The sequence below is a fragment of the Sphingomonas sp. URJC2 genome (genome assembly GCF_059803575.1).
In genome coordinates this window covers 1-17,648 of record NZ_JAPFGX010000015.1, presented here as the reverse complement: position 1 = coordinate 17,648, position 17,648 = coordinate 1, and the positions used below count along the sequence as shown (strand labels likewise).

General features: G+C 62.1%; 14 protein-coding genes and 3 pseudogenes. 14 read left to right on the top strand and 3 right to left on the bottom strand.

From position 1 onward, the window contains the following. Positions 1-42: 42 nt before the first annotated feature. A complete protein-coding gene (locus OPU66_RS07590) occupies positions 43-1,242 on the top strand; it encodes a hypothetical protein (protein WP_498553004.1) in 1,200 nt (399 codons plus the stop codon). 269 nt (positions 1,243-1,511) lie between these two features. On the opposite strand, the pseudogene OPU66_RS07585 reads toward OPU66_RS07590, so the two are convergent. Further along, positions 1,512-1,892, bottom strand: a pseudogene (locus tag OPU66_RS07585) (IS66 family transposase); the annotation flags it as partial. Positions 1,893-2,261: 369 nt separating this feature from the next. Here OPU66_RS07585 and OPU66_RS07580 point away from each other — a divergent pair. From OPU66_RS07580 to OPU66_RS07565, 4 genes and pseudogenes are all read left to right on the top strand, one after another. Beyond that, complete coding sequence (locus OPU66_RS07580; RefSeq protein WP_498553003.1) at positions 2,262-2,663, top strand: type II toxin-antitoxin system RelE/ParE family toxin; 402 nt, start codon at positions 2,262-2,264, stop codon at positions 2,661-2,663. After that, positions 2,647-2,964, top strand: a complete 318-nt coding sequence (locus tag OPU66_RS07575; protein WP_498553002.1) for a helix-turn-helix domain-containing protein — start codon at positions 2,647-2,649, stop codon at positions 2,962-2,964. Before OPU66_RS07580 ends, OPU66_RS07575 begins: the two co-directional genes overlap by 17 nt. 93 nt (positions 2,965-3,057) lie before the next feature. After that, positions 3,058-3,735: pseudogene (locus OPU66_RS07570) on the top strand (IS5 family transposase); the annotation flags it as partial. A gap of 238 nt (positions 3,736-3,973) precedes the next feature. Further along, on the top strand, positions 3,974-5,065 hold the full coding sequence (locus tag OPU66_RS07565) for a Fic family protein (RefSeq protein ID WP_498553001.1): 1,092 nt from the start codon (positions 3,974-3,976) through the stop codon (positions 5,063-5,065). Positions 5,066-5,223: 158 nt separating this feature from the next. On the opposite strand, the gene OPU66_RS07560 is transcribed toward OPU66_RS07565, so the two are convergent. Together OPU66_RS07560 and OPU66_RS07555 are read right to left on the bottom strand one after the other, a co-directional pair. After that, positions 5,224-8,322: a hypothetical protein gene (locus OPU66_RS07560; RefSeq protein WP_498553000.1), complete on the bottom strand. Its 3,099-nt coding sequence runs from the start codon at positions 8,320-8,322 to the stop codon at positions 5,224-5,226. Continuing rightward, complete coding sequence (locus tag OPU66_RS07555) at positions 8,295-9,524, bottom strand: hypothetical protein (RefSeq protein ID WP_498552999.1); 1,230 nt, start codon at positions 9,522-9,524, stop codon at positions 8,295-8,297. Before OPU66_RS07555 ends, OPU66_RS07560 begins: the two co-directional genes overlap by 28 nt. A 291-nt stretch (positions 9,525-9,815) precedes the next feature. On the opposite strand from OPU66_RS07555, the gene OPU66_RS07550 reads away from it, so the two are divergent. The 9 genes and pseudogenes from OPU66_RS07550 to OPU66_RS07510 all read left to right on the top strand — a co-directional run. Continuing rightward, complete coding sequence (locus OPU66_RS07550) at positions 9,816-10,364, top strand: 3-methyl-2-oxobutanoate hydroxymethyltransferase (RefSeq protein WP_498552998.1); 549 nt, start codon at positions 9,816-9,818, stop codon at positions 10,362-10,364. Between the two features lie 151 nt (positions 10,365-10,515). Next, the gene (locus OPU66_RS07545; protein ID WP_498552997.1) at positions 10,516-11,355 is read left to right on the top strand and encodes a type IV toxin-antitoxin system AbiEi family antitoxin domain-containing protein; all 840 of its coding nucleotides are present in this window, start codon (positions 10,516-10,518) and stop codon (positions 11,353-11,355) included. Continuing rightward, entirely contained in the window at positions 11,345-12,265 is a 921-nt protein-coding gene (locus OPU66_RS07540) for a nucleotidyl transferase AbiEii/AbiGii toxin family protein (RefSeq protein ID WP_498552996.1), read from the top strand. The genes OPU66_RS07545 and OPU66_RS07540 overlap by 11 nt, the downstream gene beginning before the upstream one ends. Before the next feature lie 313 nt (positions 12,266-12,578). Beyond that, a complete protein-coding gene (locus OPU66_RS07535; protein ID WP_498552995.1) occupies positions 12,579-13,574 on the top strand; it encodes an AAA family ATPase in 996 nt (331 codons plus the stop codon). 5 nt (positions 13,575-13,579) lie between these two features. Beyond that, positions 13,580-16,081 carry a S8 family peptidase gene (locus tag OPU66_RS07530; RefSeq protein ID WP_498552994.1) on the top strand — a complete coding sequence of 834 codons (2,502 nt, stop codon included), beginning with the start codon at positions 13,580-13,582 and terminating at the stop codon, positions 16,079-16,081. 245 nt (positions 16,082-16,326) lie between these two features. Continuing rightward, positions 16,327-16,455 (top strand): annotated as a pseudogene (locus tag OPU66_RS07525) (helix-turn-helix domain-containing protein); the annotation flags it as partial. A 159-nt stretch (positions 16,456-16,614) separates the two neighbouring features. Further along, positions 16,615-16,779: a hypothetical protein gene (locus OPU66_RS07520; protein WP_498552993.1), complete on the top strand. Its 165-nt coding sequence runs from the start codon at positions 16,615-16,617 to the stop codon at positions 16,777-16,779. Between the two features lie 98 nt (positions 16,780-16,877). Beyond that, positions 16,878-17,390, top strand: a complete 513-nt coding sequence (locus tag OPU66_RS07515) for an RNA polymerase sigma factor (RefSeq protein WP_498552992.1) — start codon at positions 16,878-16,880, stop codon at positions 17,388-17,390. A 27-nt stretch (positions 17,391-17,417) separates the two neighbouring features. Then, positions 17,418-17,648: FecR/PupR family sigma factor regulator (locus OPU66_RS07510; protein WP_498552991.1), on the top strand; the 231-nt coding region annotated here is incomplete at its 3' end.

The following is a 17,648-nucleotide window of genomic DNA, read 5'->3' as shown; positions in this document are numbered from 1 at the left end:
GAGCGCGCGCTCCAGGCCAGGGCCAAAGCCGCCAGAGTCGACATGGTTCTGGAGCTTTGGCGGGCGCAGCCGCTGGGGTTCGAGCGCCGGATGGTGGTGGGTGAGGTCGCTATTCCGACGCTGGCCAGCATAACGCCGGACCAACTCGCGCTCAACGAGGATGCCGGCTCCAGCCTAATTGCCGAAGGCTATGGAGCGCTCTCCAAAGCATCTCTCGATCGCGAATTCGCCGACTGGACGCCGGACCTGCCCCCTTTGCCATCGACGTTGGACCGTCAGGCAGAGTATCACTGGATCTGGCGCTTGAGCCAGTCGATTGGCTCGATCGTGTGGTCGGAAGACGGCGAGGCGATTCGCGTCTCCTTGGGCACTGCCGGAGTGCGCGAGCTCCGGGTGGATGGCCGCCCGGTTAAGGAGGGCCGCTGGCTTGAGATCAAGCCCGTCTCGATCCCGCAAGCGCTACATGCGCTCGCTTTGGACTACATCGAAAACTCGTGCACTCTGACGATCGATCTGGTGGGAGCAGATCCGGGTAACCTCAGTGCGGCAATTGACGCTCTGGCACAACGCGTGCGGCACGATTTCGCCGCCGTGTTCGGGCGTGAGAGGGTTCAGGTCCGCTTCGCGTTACCGGATCGAAAGCTTGGAGAACCCGAGTTTTTTAAGCTGGTCGTTCGCCATTCTGAACTGGCGCTGGCGATGAAGCGGCTGTGGCAGGCATTCAACGACGGATCGTCGGGCGACTACCAGCTGGACGCACGTTATGACGGGGCCACCGCCTTTTTCGCTCATGCCGCGCTCGCATATGCGCGGCTTGATCCCGAGGCGTGGCGGCTGCTGGACCTTTGGTTTCGCAGAAAGCCGGACCACGACTCCTATGGTCCAGACCATGTGTTGCCCGCGATTTCAGAGACAAATGGCTGGAGCGATCGGGAGGTGATCGAGTGGGGCCTGCGCGCGATGTGGCGTGAGGAGCTGCAAGGCTCCTCCGGTGCGGTGTTCCCTTGCGTCTCCTCGCTGGTCGATCAGGCGCGTTTACTATACTCGGCGACTGATTTCGCGGTCGCGGTGAGAGCCGCGGGCCTGGACTGCGCGGCTTCCGATCCGGACTTCGCTGACGACAGCGTGGCGGGTATTGCGCATCTCTTTGCCCCCGGGCCGGAGGCATCTAACCTTTGGGATCTCAGCCTCTTGCGAGAGTTCAAACGGCTTGGAATGGCAGCGAAGCTGCATTGGGTCTAATAAAGGCGATAAAGCGTGAGGTCTGGCCAGCACCGGCGGCTCTTGTAGACGAGGACCGAAACGCGCCAACCCACGATCGCCGGACATCAGGCATGCTTTGCTCAATGCCGGACAGCCCCGGTTGTCCATGACCGCCTGTCGCACGATGTCCCCTTTGGGGCTGCTTCCGATCATGCTCGGAATGACCAGGTTGGGTCGCGAACGGAAGGTCCGCTTCGGGTGTCGATTTGTCGGAAGCTGCCGAGGCGGGAACAGTCAGGCCGCGATCGCCACGGGAGCAGTTCGTCGAGCCTTTGAGCAGGATGATCGGCGATGCGCGCCAACACGTCGGCGAGCCAGGCCTGCGGGTCGACTTCGTTGAGCTTGGCCGTCTGGATCAGCGTGTAGAGGACAGCGGAGCGCTCGCCGCCCCGGTCCGAGCCGGCGAACAGCCATGCCTTGCGCCTGATTGGCACGCAGCGCAGTGCGCGCTCGGCTGCATTGTTGTTGATACAGATCCGTCCGTCGTCGAGAAAGGCGGTGAACGCCTCCCTGCGCTTGAGCCTGTAGTTGCAGGCCTTCCACAGATCGCTGCCGCGCGAGAGCTTCGCCGCTTGAGCGGCGAGCCAACTGTGGAGGTCCGCCATCAACGGAGCACTGTGCTCGGCACGCATACGCCATACCCAACTTGCCGACGGGGCGATTGCCCGCGGCACCAAGCGCGTAACGGGCTCGCTGGCGCGTTGTTCGGAGCTTTCGGCATGACCCGGCCGCCCCTCGCACGCATCTTCGCCCAAGCGCTTACAGTCATTGGAGGATTTCGCCAGGGCAAGGCCCCTTCGGACCGTCCCAAGCCAATGGAAAGGTCGGAGCGCCTGCCGAGCTCGAATCCGCCACCACAGTAGCAGTCACAGCTTCTACATCGTGCGAACGCTGATCAACGGTGTCGCCCAAGGGTATCAGGCAGTTAATCGCGGACGCTTTGGGCGAGACCCATTCATTGCGCCATAATACAAGGTGTGATAGGTCTTCACGGACCTATGGCCGGCAAGCAGCAAACCCGCATCTACAAGAACCGCTGGTTTGCAAAGTATGCGAGCCGGGAAGGGATCAGCGACGCGGCGCTTCTCGCCGCAGTCGATCAGGCCAACAGCGGCCTGGTCGATGCGGATTTAGGCGGAGGCCTAATCAAGCAGCGCGTCGCGCGCGAGGGCGGTGGGAAGTCCGGCGGCTATCGGACGCTAGTTTTCTTCCGCCACGAGGAGATGGCTGTGTTCGCCTTTGGCTTCGCCAAGAGCAGCAAGGCCAACCTCAATGCTGTCGAGTTGCGGACCTACAAGCAGGCCGCCAAGATCGTCCTCGCGCTGACACCGGCTCAGGTTGATACCGAGGTGCGCGAAGGAAGATTGTTCGAGGTGAATGACGATGCCCAAGACCTATAAGAGCGAGGCGCTAGCCGCCGTTCACGAGATGATGGAAGGGCTCCATGGGGCCGGATCCATCGACAAGCGAACCCTGCGCGACTTCGACGAGGCATGCCTTGCCCCGGCGACACCGCTCAAGGCCGACGAGATCAAGGCAATTCGGGAGGCGCAGCACGTCTCTCAGCCGGTTTTCGCTCGCTACCTCAACGTGTCCAAGAACCTTGTTTCCGACTGGGAGAGGGGCAAGAAGAAGCCCGGCGGACCGGCGTTGCGGTTGCTTTCAATTATTCAGCGTAAGGGGCTTGAGGCAGTCGCATAGCACCAACGAGCTACAACGTCTTAGGCCGTGTTGACAAAAGGGATTCCCAATCACTTCGACTTCTGATTCAAGACTGGTTTTTGAGGGGCAGTCATGTGTCGTGGGGACTTGTCGGATGCGGAGTGGGAGCTGATCGGACCGCTGCTGCCGCCAGAGCGAGCTCGCTGGGCACGACCGGCGGGCGATAACCGGCGCCTCCTCAACGGCATGCTCCACGTGCTGCGGACTGGTTGCCCCTGGCGCGACAGGCACGAGCGCTACGGCAAGTGGAACTCGGTCTATGTGAGGTTCCGGCGCCGGGCCTAACAAGGCGTCTGGGACGCCCTTCTGCAAACGCTGGTCGACCTCGGGCTGACCGACGACTGACAGCACATGATCGACTGAACCAGCGTTCCCTGCCACGTCTCTACAGCGGGCGGAAAAGGGGGGCTGATGCGAACGCTCTTGGTCGATCAGGCGGCGGCTTTACGAGCAAAATCCACACCCTCTGTGACAGTCAGGGACTGCCTCCCGGCTTCATCATGACCGGCGGAGAGGCCTCCGATTACACCGTAGCCGAGCGGCTCATGGAGAGCCCGATCGAACCGCAAGGTGCCCGAGCATCCCGACTATCGCCGCTGCCAGGACCGAAACCGCGTCGAGCGCATGTTCGGCAAGCTCAAGCAACAGCGCCGCATCGCAACCCGCTACGACAAGACCAGCCTCTCGTTCGAGAACGTCCTCAATCTCGCCGCCACCCGCTTATGGCCGAAGTCCCTTGTTAACAAGGCCTTAGGTTCCAACCTTCAAGTCCTGAATGGGGACGGTCGGGGGAAACCTCGGCAGCTTTACTCTCTTGAGTCAGAGTCGGATTGTGGCGTCAGGTCATGCAGTGCGTTTCTGGCTGGCACGATGGCGGCGAGGTGGAGCCGTCTTTACATTTTCGCCAGACGTGTAAAGAAAACCCGACTTTCTTTACACGTCGGCGGAACCTGGTAAGGTTCTGGGAAATCCTTTGCACGAGGCGGCCATGGCCCTTGAACCCACCTACGCCATCCCCGGCCTTCCACCACCCGGAGCGATCGAGACACCTCAGGTGCTTAAGGCTCTGGCCCGTGCCCATCGCTACCTAGCCGAGCTCAAAGGACGCGCAGCGACAATTCCCAATCAGGGCATCCTGATCGATACGCTCTCGATTCAGGAAGCGAAGGCCAGTTCAGAGATCGAGAACATCGTCACAACCCAGGACGAACTCTTCCAGGTGAATGCTTTTCCGGAGATCCCGGGCTCTCCCGCCGCGAAAGAGGTGGCACGCTATCGTGACGCGCTCCGGCATGGCTTCGAAGAGCAGCGGCGGCTCGACGGGTTGCTGACCAATAACATCCTCATCGCGATGTTCCAGATCCTTAAGCGTTCAAACGCGGGCTTCAGGGAGACACCCGGCACCGCCCTAAAAAATGAGGGGACCGGGGAGATCGTCTATGTTCCACCGCAAGACGCCAACATCGTTCGAGCCCATATGGCGGCGCTTGAGACATTCATCAACGCAGGCGCCGATGACACCGATCTGGACCCGCTTACCTCCATGGCGATCATCCATCACCAGTTCGAGAGCATTCATCCATTTCCCGATGGCAATGGACGAATCGGTCGCATTATCAATGTTCTCTATCTTACCCGATGCGGTCTGCTGGATATTCCCATTCTATATCTCAGCCGCTTCATCACCCGCAACAAACCCGAATACTACCGGCTCCTCCAATCGGTGAGAGAGACGGGGCGATGGGAGGAGTGGATCCTCTACATCGTCAACGGGGTGGAAGAGACCGCCATCGAGACACTCCGTCTGGTCGAAGGCATCAGGAACCTTATGGCGCAAACCAAAAACCGGATGCGCACCGAGCATCCGAAAATCTATTCTCAGGACCTGCTGAACAACATTTTTCGCCACCCTTACACGCGGATTGAATTCGTTCAGTCGGAGTTGGGGGTGTCCCGGCCTACCGCCACAAAGTACCTTGAGGAGCTGGCTGATGGCGGACTGCTTATCAAGCACAAGGCGGGGCGGAACAACTACTACATCAACCAGCCGCTCGTCGGACTGTTTGTTGAAAAGGAATAGGGTTCGCCATTACCCCGTCGGGCATTGCGAAGCGGCACGGCTTAGTTTGTGGCGACCACTTTCAAACGGGGCCTCGGCTTGTCGAGCACCTCGACCGCCTCTGCTCTGCCACCTGAAAAATGGCAAGCGACACAAGGGGATATCAGGGGATCAACGGATCATCCCTTGCTCTGGCCCGCGTCTTCATGCCCGGCCACAACATCCTTGGTCAGCAGATCCGCTTCGGCCAGTCGCGCGGGGCGCGCACGTGCCGGCGGGCGGCTGCCCTTTCGTGCCGCGCTGGCATTTTTCAGCTTCTCAAAGTCCAGCTCGGAATCGATCAGCAGCATGAGCAGTGCGTGCAGCACGCTGTTGTGCAAAAGACCGCCCTCTTCGTCACCGCCACGCGGCCGCAAAGGTGACAACTGCATGACCCTTCGATCATCGGATGTGCAAAACGCTTCCGGCCGGTAGCGCTCCCACTGCCCACCACCGATACGGATAAACAGCGTGTCTTCGGGAATGCCGAGCGCCAGATAAAATGACGCCCGCGTCTGAAGGGCCTTCTTGGATGTCATGCGCGGCGGATCCAACTGCCAGCGGGCCAGCACGCGTTGTATCGACGCCCAGCGCCGCGGCTTTTCAAGCTGGATACGCTTCGTCCAGACTTGATCGATCAGCCTGGCAGCGGCCCCACGCGGATGGGGAAAGCCCCTGCCCGACAACTGCGGAAACCGGGGATTCTCCAATGCCTGCGGCACCGTGCGGCCCTGCTTCCGGACATAAAGGTGCTTCGTTATCGCCGCCAACTCGTCAGCACGTTGCGCCCAACGCAGACAAATTGCCTCTGGCATGGCCAATTGTTCAGCCGCCTCTGCCGGACCGACATTTTTCGCCCGCAGGCACAGGTAATTGTGAATAACCCGCCATCCCCATTCGAATGGCTGGTCATGGCGCCGTTTCCCGACCAAAACGTCGGAGTCGCCCGGCGCGCGCTCACCGAAGACGGTTGACGGCAGTAGCTGGTGCAGAAACGCCCTGTACGTCGTCGACAGGCGACGGTCGTCTACCTGACCACTGCCAGGCGGGCGACCTCGCCGTGGTCTTGGCAGCACCAAGGGCGCCGAGTGCAGCACCGAGGACGCCGAGAGTTGCGAGGCGGCCTTTGCACGCCGGCGGCGCAGTTGACGATCGCTCACCAGCTCGTGCCTGAACGGCGCGCCATCGGGCGCCACAGGCTGCAACAGCCCCAGCAAGCCATCGATTTCTCGCTCGGACAGCGGCGGTTGATGGACATCGCGCCACATGTGCAGCGCCAGCAGCCAGTCCACATTATGGATGTAGGTTTCCAGCGCGCGCTTGTAGGAGGCGTGGCCCATCACGTGCCGCACTGCCTGCATGATCGCGAGGCCGCGCTGCTTCGGGCGCAACAAAGCAACGCTCAATCGTCGCTTACGCTCGAGGGAAACCAAGTCCGGCGTGAGCCCTTGGGGCGGCGGCAGGTTGGGCGGCTCGTCCGGAAGGAGAAGGCTGGCAATCAGGTGGTTGGCGAAGCTGTGTCGAAGCGGACTCGCCAACGCGTACCAATAACCGTGCCGCTGGCGGATCGCCGCCCCGAGCGAAGAACCTTCGAACAGCACCCTGATGGCCGCATCGATCGGCTCAAGCAGGTATTGGTCAACGCTGAGCGGTGCCGCGCGTGTCGCGGAAAACAGCCGCGCTCGCGGTGCCATATAGAACTCCTCGTTGCACCGCTTGGCATGCCAGCGCCGCAAGCGCGCCAGTTCGTCCTCTTCGAGGAGAGCGTGGAGGGGTAACGTGCGCCGCGCATACTGATTCTTGTTGGAGCGGGCGGCGTTGCCCCGCACCACAAGCTCGGCAAATGGGCCTTCGAACCCGATGTCGTTCAGCGCCAGGTTGGTGACTTCCCGCCCGCGAAGGCCGGTCCTGAACATGAGGATCGCTGCGAGAATGCACGCTTGCACCCGCTCCGGCCGGCCTTGTTCACCTTCCCTTTGCGGCAAGGCGCCCCAATCTTCCAACAGGCCCAAAAGGCGCATGAAGGCCGGGTGGTCGAGCACGGTCCGGCGGGGGACCTGTGTTTGCTGGCGGTCCTTGTCCGTTTTCTCGAAGGTGCGGATCGGGATGGTTGGATTCTGCGCATGCAGGTAAGTCGAGAATGACGTCAACACCGCCCTGGTCACCGTCTGGCGCTTGGGCGGCCTTCCTTCGGCCGCCTGTTCCATGATCGTGAACGCCTGGTCCAGCGCAGCTTTGCCGCCCTCGTTGGCTATGGACCGGAGCCGGTTCCCTTGCCAATCGTACGATGCGAGTTCCAGAAGGTAGCGACGCGCCGTCGACGGCCGGATGGTTCCTTGTTGGGGCAACTTAGACGAACTGTTCCTGTCAAGACGCCCTCTCAGCCACAACAGGATATGGCGGTGGATGCTGTTTTTCCACTTCCTGTCGCTGCATAATTGGAGTTGCTGATCGAGGCTTTCCAGCATCCGATCGCGCAATTTCCTGGAACTGTCGAATGCTGCGGGATCCGCCGGGAAGAAATCGTCCCTCAGGTGCAGCAAGGCCTGGTCGGTGAACCATGGCCGCCAAGGCGAGACAGGCTCCGCCGTGGCCAGGAAATCGTCCAACTGCTTAAGCGGGTTTTCGGCGATCCCGGCGGGCTGTTGCCAGACGTGCGTGCGTGTCTTTCCCGCTGCATGCTCAGCCAGCAGGCCGGGCACACGCACGTGAAGCCGGACGGCGCAGACCTTGTTCAACCACGACAGCCCGTTTGACGCTGCTAGCTGGAGTTCTTCTGTGCCCGGCGATTGTGCCGCCAGCGCATCGAGCGCTTTTTTAAGGCATGCTTCGGCCCAATCCGATGGCGGGCTGAACGACGGATGACGCTGAAAGCAGGCCCGTAAGGCCTGCACGTAGCACCCGGTCACGGGATCAGGATACCATGTGCAGAACGCACGTGCTCCCGTCGCGCCCTTGATCGAGAACCAGAAGCTCTGATGCGACCGCACGATGCGCGCCTTCATCGCGGACGACAGCCATCCCGACCAGCATGCCGGATCATTCAGCCCGCCAAACAGGATGGCCGATAACAGCGCCCGGCCAGCCAGATCCCCGAGACCCTCGCCTGCCCCGGGTGCCCACGCGAGAAAATGATGTTCGACACGCGCCAGCACCTGAAAATCTGCTGAGCTGACCGCAGCCAGTGGATTGGCAGCATGGCAAGCGCTGATCACCGAAACCCCGCCAACACTGGCCAATCGCTCTCCGGGAAAACGGCATCAATTGCAGCTCGCGCGTCATGGGCATAGGCCACCGGGTCAAGGCACGACCCATTCCACCACGGCTCCGCGCCGGTTTCCCAATGCCCCAGATAGGCGTTGATTACCTCGACACTGGTTCGCCCCACCAAAGCTGAGCGCAGATAGTGCCGCGGAAAATTCCGGGGCAGGTCCCATCCGAGCCCGGGGACCTCTCCGAGGTACTTCAGCACGGCGGCGCGGTCTTTCAGAGGCTCTGCGGCAAGCTGCCGTCCATCGCGCGCTTTGACATGGACATGGTACGCGCGCAGCTGGGCCATCACTCGCTTGCCGAGCGGCAACCAGCGCCGCCTCGTGCCAGCGGCCGTGCCGCCAGCGCTTTTCGCGAAGCCGTTAACCGCGGCAGGCAACCGGATCACGTCCTCGCTTTCCAGCTCGGCAGGAAGCTCAAGCCCCGCCTCGTCACCTGCGGGGTCGGTCGGCGCTGTGCTCGAATGCACCGGCTTATCCTCCAGAAAGAACATGCCCGTGGCCCAGTCGAGATCATCCGGGTCAGGCAACAGCCGGTCCGGCGGGCGCCAGCCAGAGTGCAGGCTGAAGAACAGCCACGCGTAAGCGGTAAAGGCGTGGTCGACCTCGGACGCACGCTTTGCCGTCATGGCGCCGCGACTGATGCGGGCCTTGACCAGCAAACGCTCACGCAAGCCCGCCAACGCCTTCTCGGACGGGCAGAAGCGACTGCCGATGACCCGATCTGCCAGCATAGCTGGCAGATCGGGTTCAGGCGGGACCGAGCTTCCGACGTTCGCCGCGCGGTTGGCCGCCTCGGCAACAGCGGCGGCCTGGTAGCACTGGGCCGCCCGCAGCGAGACCGACGAATAGTAGGACGTAGTCGCGTTGCGCGTCGGCACCGTCTTGGTGATCAGCCAGGACACAGCTGGGTCACCAGGATGCGACACCGCCAACTGCCGCCGCAGGAACCTGGTGCAGTCCTCAAGCTTGGGCAGATAATCGCTCTCACTGCTGCCCATGGCCCGCGTGGCCCTGCCCCGGAAGTCCTCAACCGCTTTCTCCAGGTCGGGAAGGGTCTTGGAGAACAGGGGGCGGCCCGCGACCGCTTCTGGCTTGGCCCTCGTCAACTGGGGCCGCCAGTGCACCTGGCGCAGCCAACTCTCGGACAATGGATCAAGGGCCAGCCACACGGCATGCGATGCTTGTCCGACACACCCGGACTCCAGCTCATACGCCGTGACATGGGGAGCAACGCCTGCCTCCAACCACAAGGCTGGCGCATAGCCACGCACTTGGACCAGGCGCGGCGCCGGCCAACCGGGGTGGGGCGCCTTGACGATAGGCAAGATCTGCAGGGCGTGGACTTCCTCCAGCGCTCGGCCACTGATCAAGGCGAGCCGAAGCGCAAGTGCGCCTTCGACCCAGGATCGCTCCCCAGACGTAGCTCGCTGCGGTGCCGCCAACATGAGTTCAAAGGCCCGATGAAGACGAGCGAGCTTCAACGGGGTTGGCTGGCCGGATTTCAGCGAGAACGCATGGGCATCACGTTCTGCCCTGGCCGCCTGAGCCGTCGGCAATGGTGCGGTACTTGCCATCCCCAAATCCTGCGCCGTAAACCAGTTAAATCACAAAATCCGGACGTGCGCCTGGCTCCATCGATTGCGATAGTAATGGGTGTTTTAGCGTTCGAATTTAAGATTATGCATAGCCCGATCGAGGCTGATGCCATCGCTGTCGCCGAGGCCGGTGCATTCTCGATAGTGATAGAAGCTGTGGCTGAACCGTTGGCACGGCCCATCAGCGAGAGGGTTGCCGTACCCACGATCGGAATCGGTGCGAGCCAGGCTTGCGACGGGCAGGTCCTGGTCCTTGAAGACATGCTCGGGATGACGGAGCGCACGGCGCGCTTCGTTCGCCGGCTCGCGGATCTCGGGTCAGAGGCCGATGCCGTGATCGGAGCATTTGCCGATGCAGTCAGGAAGGGGGCATTCCCTGCCCGCGAACATCTGTATGGGCTGCCTGGAGCATGACTTCTGGATCGTGTGGGGCTGGGCGTGGTGATCAGACGTCGGCTGTTCGAAACTTTTCCTGTTCGAGATTTGGTCTATCCTAAATGTACCAAATCCTATTTTGTCGAAATCGGATTTGCAGAAATTTTGAAAATTCGCTATTTAGGCCATTATGGCTGAACCAAATCGTAATCGACTAAAATATGTCCTTGATCGGGTTCCGGCTGGCTTCCTGGTCGACTCGCAATGGTTGAGTGCCCATGACGTCGCCAAGAGTTCCGCAGCGAGCTATGACCGAGAAGGCTGGCTCGAGCGTGTCGCACGCGGCGTCTATCGCCGACCCTACCCGGGCAAGCCACCGGGAAACGTTGTTGAATGGAAGATGGCGGTGCTCTCGGCCCAGTGGATCATGGGTTATGATTTCCACGTCGGCGGCATGAGCGCGCTGAGCCTCGAAGGGCACAGCCACTATCTCGGCCTCGGCCGCAGCGCGGACGTCTATCTCTACGGCGACGTCCCGTCCTGGCTGTCTAGGCTAACTGTCGATGCGCACGTCTCGATGCGGCGACGGCAGTTGTTCGGTTCGGATTCTCTTGGAATCGAGAATAATGACTTCGACCCTGCGGCAGGCACTGGACCCAACCCCTGGGACTGGCCGTTGCGGCGCTCAACCTCAGAGCGCGCGGTGCTCGAAGCCTTGAACGAACTTCCCGACCAAGAGAGCTTCCACAAGGTAGACATGCTTTTCCAGGGACTGGCGACGCTGCGCCCTGGTCGGCTGAGTGCCCTGCTCGGCGCCTGCAAGAGCATAAAGGTGAAGCGGCTGTTCTTCCTGTTTGCCGATCGCCATCGGCACCGGTGGCTGTCGCATATCGATCGCTCTGGGATCGATATGGGCAAGGGCCCGCGCATGCTGGTCGAAGGCGGTCGCTATGCGGCAGCCTATCAACTCGTCGTGCCAGAGGAGTTTGCGGCGCCCGAGCCAGCCAATGAGGTCGACGATGGCGCGTGAACGCTATGCAGCCCAAGTCAGCCTCCTGGTGAGCGCAATCCCCATCGTGGCCGACGAGCCGGATTTCGCCCTCAAGGGCGGCACGGCGATCAATCTCTTTTACCGGGACATGCCGCGGCTCTCGGTCGACATCGACCTGACCTACGTGCCGCTCCACGATCGCGACACCGCCCTTGCCAACATTGATGCCGCCTTCGACCGCATCGTCGAGCGCACACGGAAAAGCCTTGCTGGCGTCAATGCGCATAGGATCAGCGGCGGGGGCGATGGCGATACCCGGGTGTTCCTCCGTTCCGCCAATGCCGAAGTGAAGATCGAAGTCTCGCCCGTTCTTCGAGGCACCGTGAAGGCGCCTCGCACCATGCGGGTTACGGATGCGGTGGAGGAGGCATTCGGCTTTGCTGAAATGTCCGTACTTTCCTTCGAGGACATCTATGCCGGCAAGATCTGCGCGGCACTCGATCGCCAGCATCCACGGGACCTCTACGACATCCACCTGCTCTACCAGCACGAAGGCATCGACGACGACCTGTTCCGCACTTTCCTGGTCTATGTCGCCTGCTCGGGCCGTCCGGCCCACGAACTGATCGATCCCAACCGCATCGATATTGACCGTGCGTTCGCGCTGGAATTCGACGGCATGACAATCGAGCATGTGCCGCTCGAAACGCTGCTCGCTGCCCGCGAGCGTGTGATCGAGGATATCCGGGCACGGATCAATGGCCCCGCAACCGAATTTCTCCTGTCCCTCCACGATGCACAGCCTGACTTCAGCCTGATTGGCTTACCGGAAGCGGCTGACCTGCCTGCGGTGCGGTGGAAACTGTTCAATCTCAGGAAGCTGATGGTGGCAAACCCTGGAAAGCATGCCGATCTGCGGGGCAGGTTGAATGCTGCCATGGGCAGATAATCTGGCGTCGTAGGCCTGGCAGCTATCGAATCAGCTTCAAGGTGTTCGGTAATCACTCGGGAACGCCCGGTCCCGGTAACCCTTCGCAACCTGCGCAGGCTCGCCTGGCTCGAAACCCTTGGTGGTCGTCCGACGCAGTCCGGTAAAATGGGGGCAGCAACGAAGGGCGTTCGCAATGCCGCAGCTGCGGGCTGAGCCGGCTCGGGTGATCGGATAGCCCTGGGGCCATAATCGCGCTTCAAATTTCAGGAAGCATGACGTATCGCTGGCGGCGTTACAGGTTTGCGACGCAAGAGGATGGAAAGTAGAATAGATGTCAAACGCCAAGCAAATACTGGCGATGTTACGCAGTCGCGCCGAAGGTGACGACGCGCAGTTCTATTCTATTGCCTTACAAGTTGCGGCTTCTGAAGCTCGCCAAGGCCATCGCGACACCGCGAATGAACTTCGTTCCGCAGTTGATGCCGCGCGCGGCGCGGGCGGCGTGAAGGCTTCTATTCCCGTATCTTTTGCTGCCCCGCGCGGCGATCTCGAAGGACTGCTCGACTATCGCGATCCTGTGGTTGATCTTCAGGACGTTATTCTGAGCGCGTCGGTGTCCGAGCGGCTCCATGGAATGCTCTTGCAGCAGCGCAAACGCGATTGGCTGCGCGAACACGGTAAGGTTCCGTCAAGAAGCCTGCTGTTCGTCGGCCCCCCGGGATCCGGCAAAACCATGACGGCCGAGGCGATCGCTGGTGAGTTGAAGCTTCCGCTATTCATCATTCGGCTCGAAACACTGATCACTCGCTATGTGGGTGAGACCGCCGCAAAGCTGCGTCTGGTTTTCGATGAAACCCGGCGTCGGCGCGGGGTCTACCTATTCGATGAATTCGACGCTGTCGGCGGTCATCGCACCGCGACCAACGACGTCGCTGAAATGCGTCGCGTCCTCAACAGCTTCCTTCAGTTCATGGAAGAGAAGACCTCGACGGATAGCCCGATCATCGCAGCCACCAATCATCCGGAACTGCTGGACCGGGCGCTCCTCCGCAGGTTCGACGACGTGCTCGCATTTGAGATGCCGACCGCCGCGCAGATTCGTGCGGTGATCAAGGCCAACCTCAGACCCCTCAAGTTCCAGCGCGCAGGATGGGCCGCGATCGAGCAGGCGGCGCGCGGGCTTAGCCAGGCCGAAGTCGCCCGCGCTGCGAATGAAGTCGTCAAGACTGCGATCCTCGAGCAGAGGAAGCAGACGACGACCCAGGAAGTCGTCGCCAAGCTCACTGAGCGTCAGGCCATGCGAGCGGCGTTTGCGGTGAAGCGCTGAGCCCTGTGAGCGAACACGACCGACCGCACATTGATATCACCGCACTTGCCCAGCGACGTACCTTCAAATCGCCGGGCAGTAACGCGCGCCAGCGCGCACTGAACAGGGTTCGCGGGGATCATGGCCTCCGCCTCATTGCGGAAATTGGCAATGCCTTTGCAGAGGCTGAGGCCGGACAGCGCGGTCTGCCTGAACAGCCAGCAGACCTCGAGCCTGCTGGCGGCGTCTTCATTGAGGTCGAACTCAATCGGAGCGCAGGCGCCACCAACCTTGAACGGCAAAGGGAGGGCACACGGCAAGCGGCCGAAATCGTCGACGAGAACGGCGTGCGCCGCATCGCCCTGTTCGTGCCGGATGACATGCGCGATGCCTTTTCCCAAGTCTTTGAGGACTACACGAACGGGGAACTGAGCGGAAAGGGATCGCCGCCCAAGAAGACCCGGGTCGAACCGATCGAACACATTCGCGCGGCACGCCTGCAAAGTTTCTGGCGCGATGCTCCCGAGGCATTGCCGGAAGACCCCCAGGCGCAGATGTGGTGGGCACTCTGGTGCTTCAAAGATCGCATTGACAGAGTTCTGGGCAGCGCCGCGGTGTTGGGGCTGCAAGTCGGCAACGCCGACACCTTTCTGCGTTTTCCGGAGACGACGGTGATCCCGGCATACGGACGGCGTGCATCAATCGAGATGTTGCTGTTCGCAACCGCAGGCATTTCGGAGCTGCGTCGCGCGAGCGATAGCCCGCTAGTGTTTACCCGGGACCTGAAGGATGACGTTCCGGCATTTATCGATGATCTAGCAGAGCGTGTAACCTGGCCCGGCAATGATGCGCCGGCGGTCTGCCTGCTCGACACAGGGGTCAATCGGGGGCATCCCTTGATCGAACCCGCTCTGTCGTCAAACGATCTGATGGCGATCGACGAGGCCTGGGGCGGGGACGATCATGAACACGGCGCTGGCCATGGGACCGGCATGGCGGGTCTCGCCTTGCATGGGGATCTTGTCGCTCCCCTCGCGAGCAATCAGCCAATCGAACTCACCCACCGTTTGGAATCAGTCAAGATTTTGCCCCCTCCCGGTGTCCCGGACAATGATCCCCATTGCTATGGGCCGATCACTCAGAGCGCCATTCTGCTCGCGGAGATCAACAACCCGGATCGTGAACGTGTTTTCTGCATGGCAGTCACCAACGAGGGGCGCAGCGGATCAGACGCGTCGGCGTGGAGCGCAGCCATCGACCAAGCGGCGGCCGGCGCGGAATCGGGCGATGCTGAAAATCCATCGCCCCGACGGTTGATACTGCTCTCTGCAGGCAACATTCCCGACAATTCCATCGCCGCCGCAATCGCGGATGCTGATGCCTTCCCGGCAGAAGACCCCTCCCAGGCGTGGAATGCCCTCTCGGTCGGCGGATATACGGACAAGACCGGGATCGACGAGGCAGGCTATGACGGTTGGACCACGATGGCACCGGCTGGTGCCGCCAGTCCTTATAGCCGGACATCCTTCCTCTGGGACACCAGCCAATCTCCGTTCAAACCTGAACTCGTTTTCGAGGCCGGGAACAGGGCGCTCAGCCCTTGCGGTGCAGAAGCGGTAGCGGGACTCGATTCCCTCTCCCTCCTCACGGCCTCCCGTCTGGTCGCCCAGAGGCCGCTCGACGCATTCTGGGCGACAAGTGCCGCTACCGCACAGGCGGCGCGAATGGCGGCTCAGCTGACCGCAGCTTACCCGCAGTACTGGCCGGAAACGATCCGTGCTCTAATGGTGCATAGTGCCCGTTGGACCGGGCACATGAATCAAATCGTCGCGCAGTGTGCAACAAAGCGAGAAAAGGCCGACTGCCTGAGGCGATTCGGTTACGGCATCCCTGATCTGAGGCGTGCGATGGCGTCGGCCATCGATGACCTCGCCCTGGTCGCACAAAACACGATACGTCCGTTCCGTATGGAAGGCGGCAGCGTGCGGTTCAATGATTCGCATATCTATCAGCTTCCCTGGCCCCAGGATGTACTTGAAGCGCTGGACAACACTCGGGTGAGATTGAAAGTCGCCCTCTCCTATTTCGTGGAACCCAACCCCAGCTTTGCTACCAATCTGGACCCGGCCCGCTACCAGTCCTTCGGTCTGCGCTTCGATCTCAAGCGCTCACGTGAGACGATTGGAAACTTCAATCGCCGCAACAATGCCGAAGGATACGACAAAGACGCTCCGCGCGCGGTCAATGAAACGAACGACGGCTGGCTGTTTGGCGAGAAGCAGATTTCGTCGGGTTCGCTGCATGTCGACATCTGGGAGGGACCTGCCGTCGAACTTGCCGCCCGCAATGCTCTATATGTCCATCCGATCTCGGGATGGTGGCGCGAGCGCAAGTCGCTCGGAAGACATGACCAAGAGGCGCGCTACGCGCTGGTGATCAGCCTTGAGACGCCGGGCGTTGAAGTGGACCTTCACACGCCAATTTCCGCGTTGGTCCCTGTGCTGGTCGAGGTCCCCATCGAGATTTGAGTTGCAAGCAAGGCCAATGCCGAAGCCTTGGATCCGGGCCATTCAACGCCTCTACGCGATGTCAGGCAATCGCTGTGCGTTTTCCAGCTGTACTGCACCCATAATCGAAGACGGCCCAGGCATGGCGGGCATCAATATGGGCGAAATTTGCCATATACGCGCCAGCAAGCCAGGCGGTCAAAGTGACGTGATGGGGTGGACGCCCCCTGCACAGCTTCGCCTGTGCAGGGGGCGTCCACCCCATCACGTCAGAATGGAAAAATATCCATTAGATGCTGGTGGCAACGGCTTTCAACCTCTCTGAGGCTGCACGGCGGCTGGGGATGCACCGCCGCACCCTCGCCCGGAAGCTGGAGAAGCGCCAGCTGCGCTGAGCGGCGGCCGGGGCGTTCCGCCGCGACGATCAGAAAAACAGATGCGGGCAAAAAAACCGGTGCGGGTTTGGCGCATGGGCGGCGTCTTGTCGGCGAGGGACGCTTCGGTCCGCGCGTCCCTCACCCGGTTTTGCGGTGGCGAGGGAGGGAAGATCGGCGATGGAACGAAGGCTCGTGATCGGCATGGCCGGCGTCCTTGCCATGACGCTGCTCGCCCTGCTCGCCCCGCTGTTCGCCGCTCCTGCGACCTGCAGCGAAACAACATGGCCCGGCCCCGGCTGCGACCGGCTGGAAACGGCCGCGGCCCCGGTGGCATGGAACTGACGCTGGGCGGCCGGCCTGCCGCGTCGCGCACCGTCACGCCCCGCACCGCTGCCCGTCACCCCTTGCCAAGCGCACCGCCGCCGCAGACACAGCAACCGATGACGCAGGGCGGGCTTCAGACCATCTGCCTCACCCATCGGGGCGAATTGCTGCGCTTCCTGCGCGCGCGCGGGGCCGGCGATGCGGCCGAGGATCTGGTGCAGGAACTGTGGATCAAGGCGGCGGCGGGGGCGAACGGGCCGATCCAGGATCCGCTCGCCTATCTCTACCGGGTCGCCAACAATCTGATGCTCGACCGCCGCCGCGCCGAGCTGCGCGCCGCGCGCCGCGACGAGGCATGGTCCGACGCGACCGGCAGCCTGGCGGATATCGCCCCCGATCCGGATGCCGAGACAGCGCTGATCGCGCGCGAGCAGCTGCACGCCGCCGAAGCCGCGCTCGCCGGACTGGGCGACCGGACAGAGGCGATCTTCCGGCGTTTCCGCCTCGACGGGGTGAGCCAGCGCCGCATCGCCGACGAACAGGGGCTGAGCCTCAGCTCGGTCGAAAAGCATTTGCAGCGCGCCTATCGGGCGCTGCTGGGATTGAGGAGACGCCTTGATGACGAATGACCCCGGCGTCGCCCGCCAGGTGCCGCGATGACCCCGCGCGACCAGCAGCCCGACGCAGCGATGGACGCGGCGATCACCTGGCAGATCCGCCTGCGGGACGGATCGGCCGAGGACTGGCGCGCCTTTACCGACTGGCTGGAGGCGGATGCCGCCCATCCGGCCGCATGGGACCGTGTCGCCCTGATGGACGACGCGCTGGGCGCGCTGCCCCCCCGCCATGCGCGCCCCGTCGCCGCCGCGCCTGCCCCAATGCGCGGC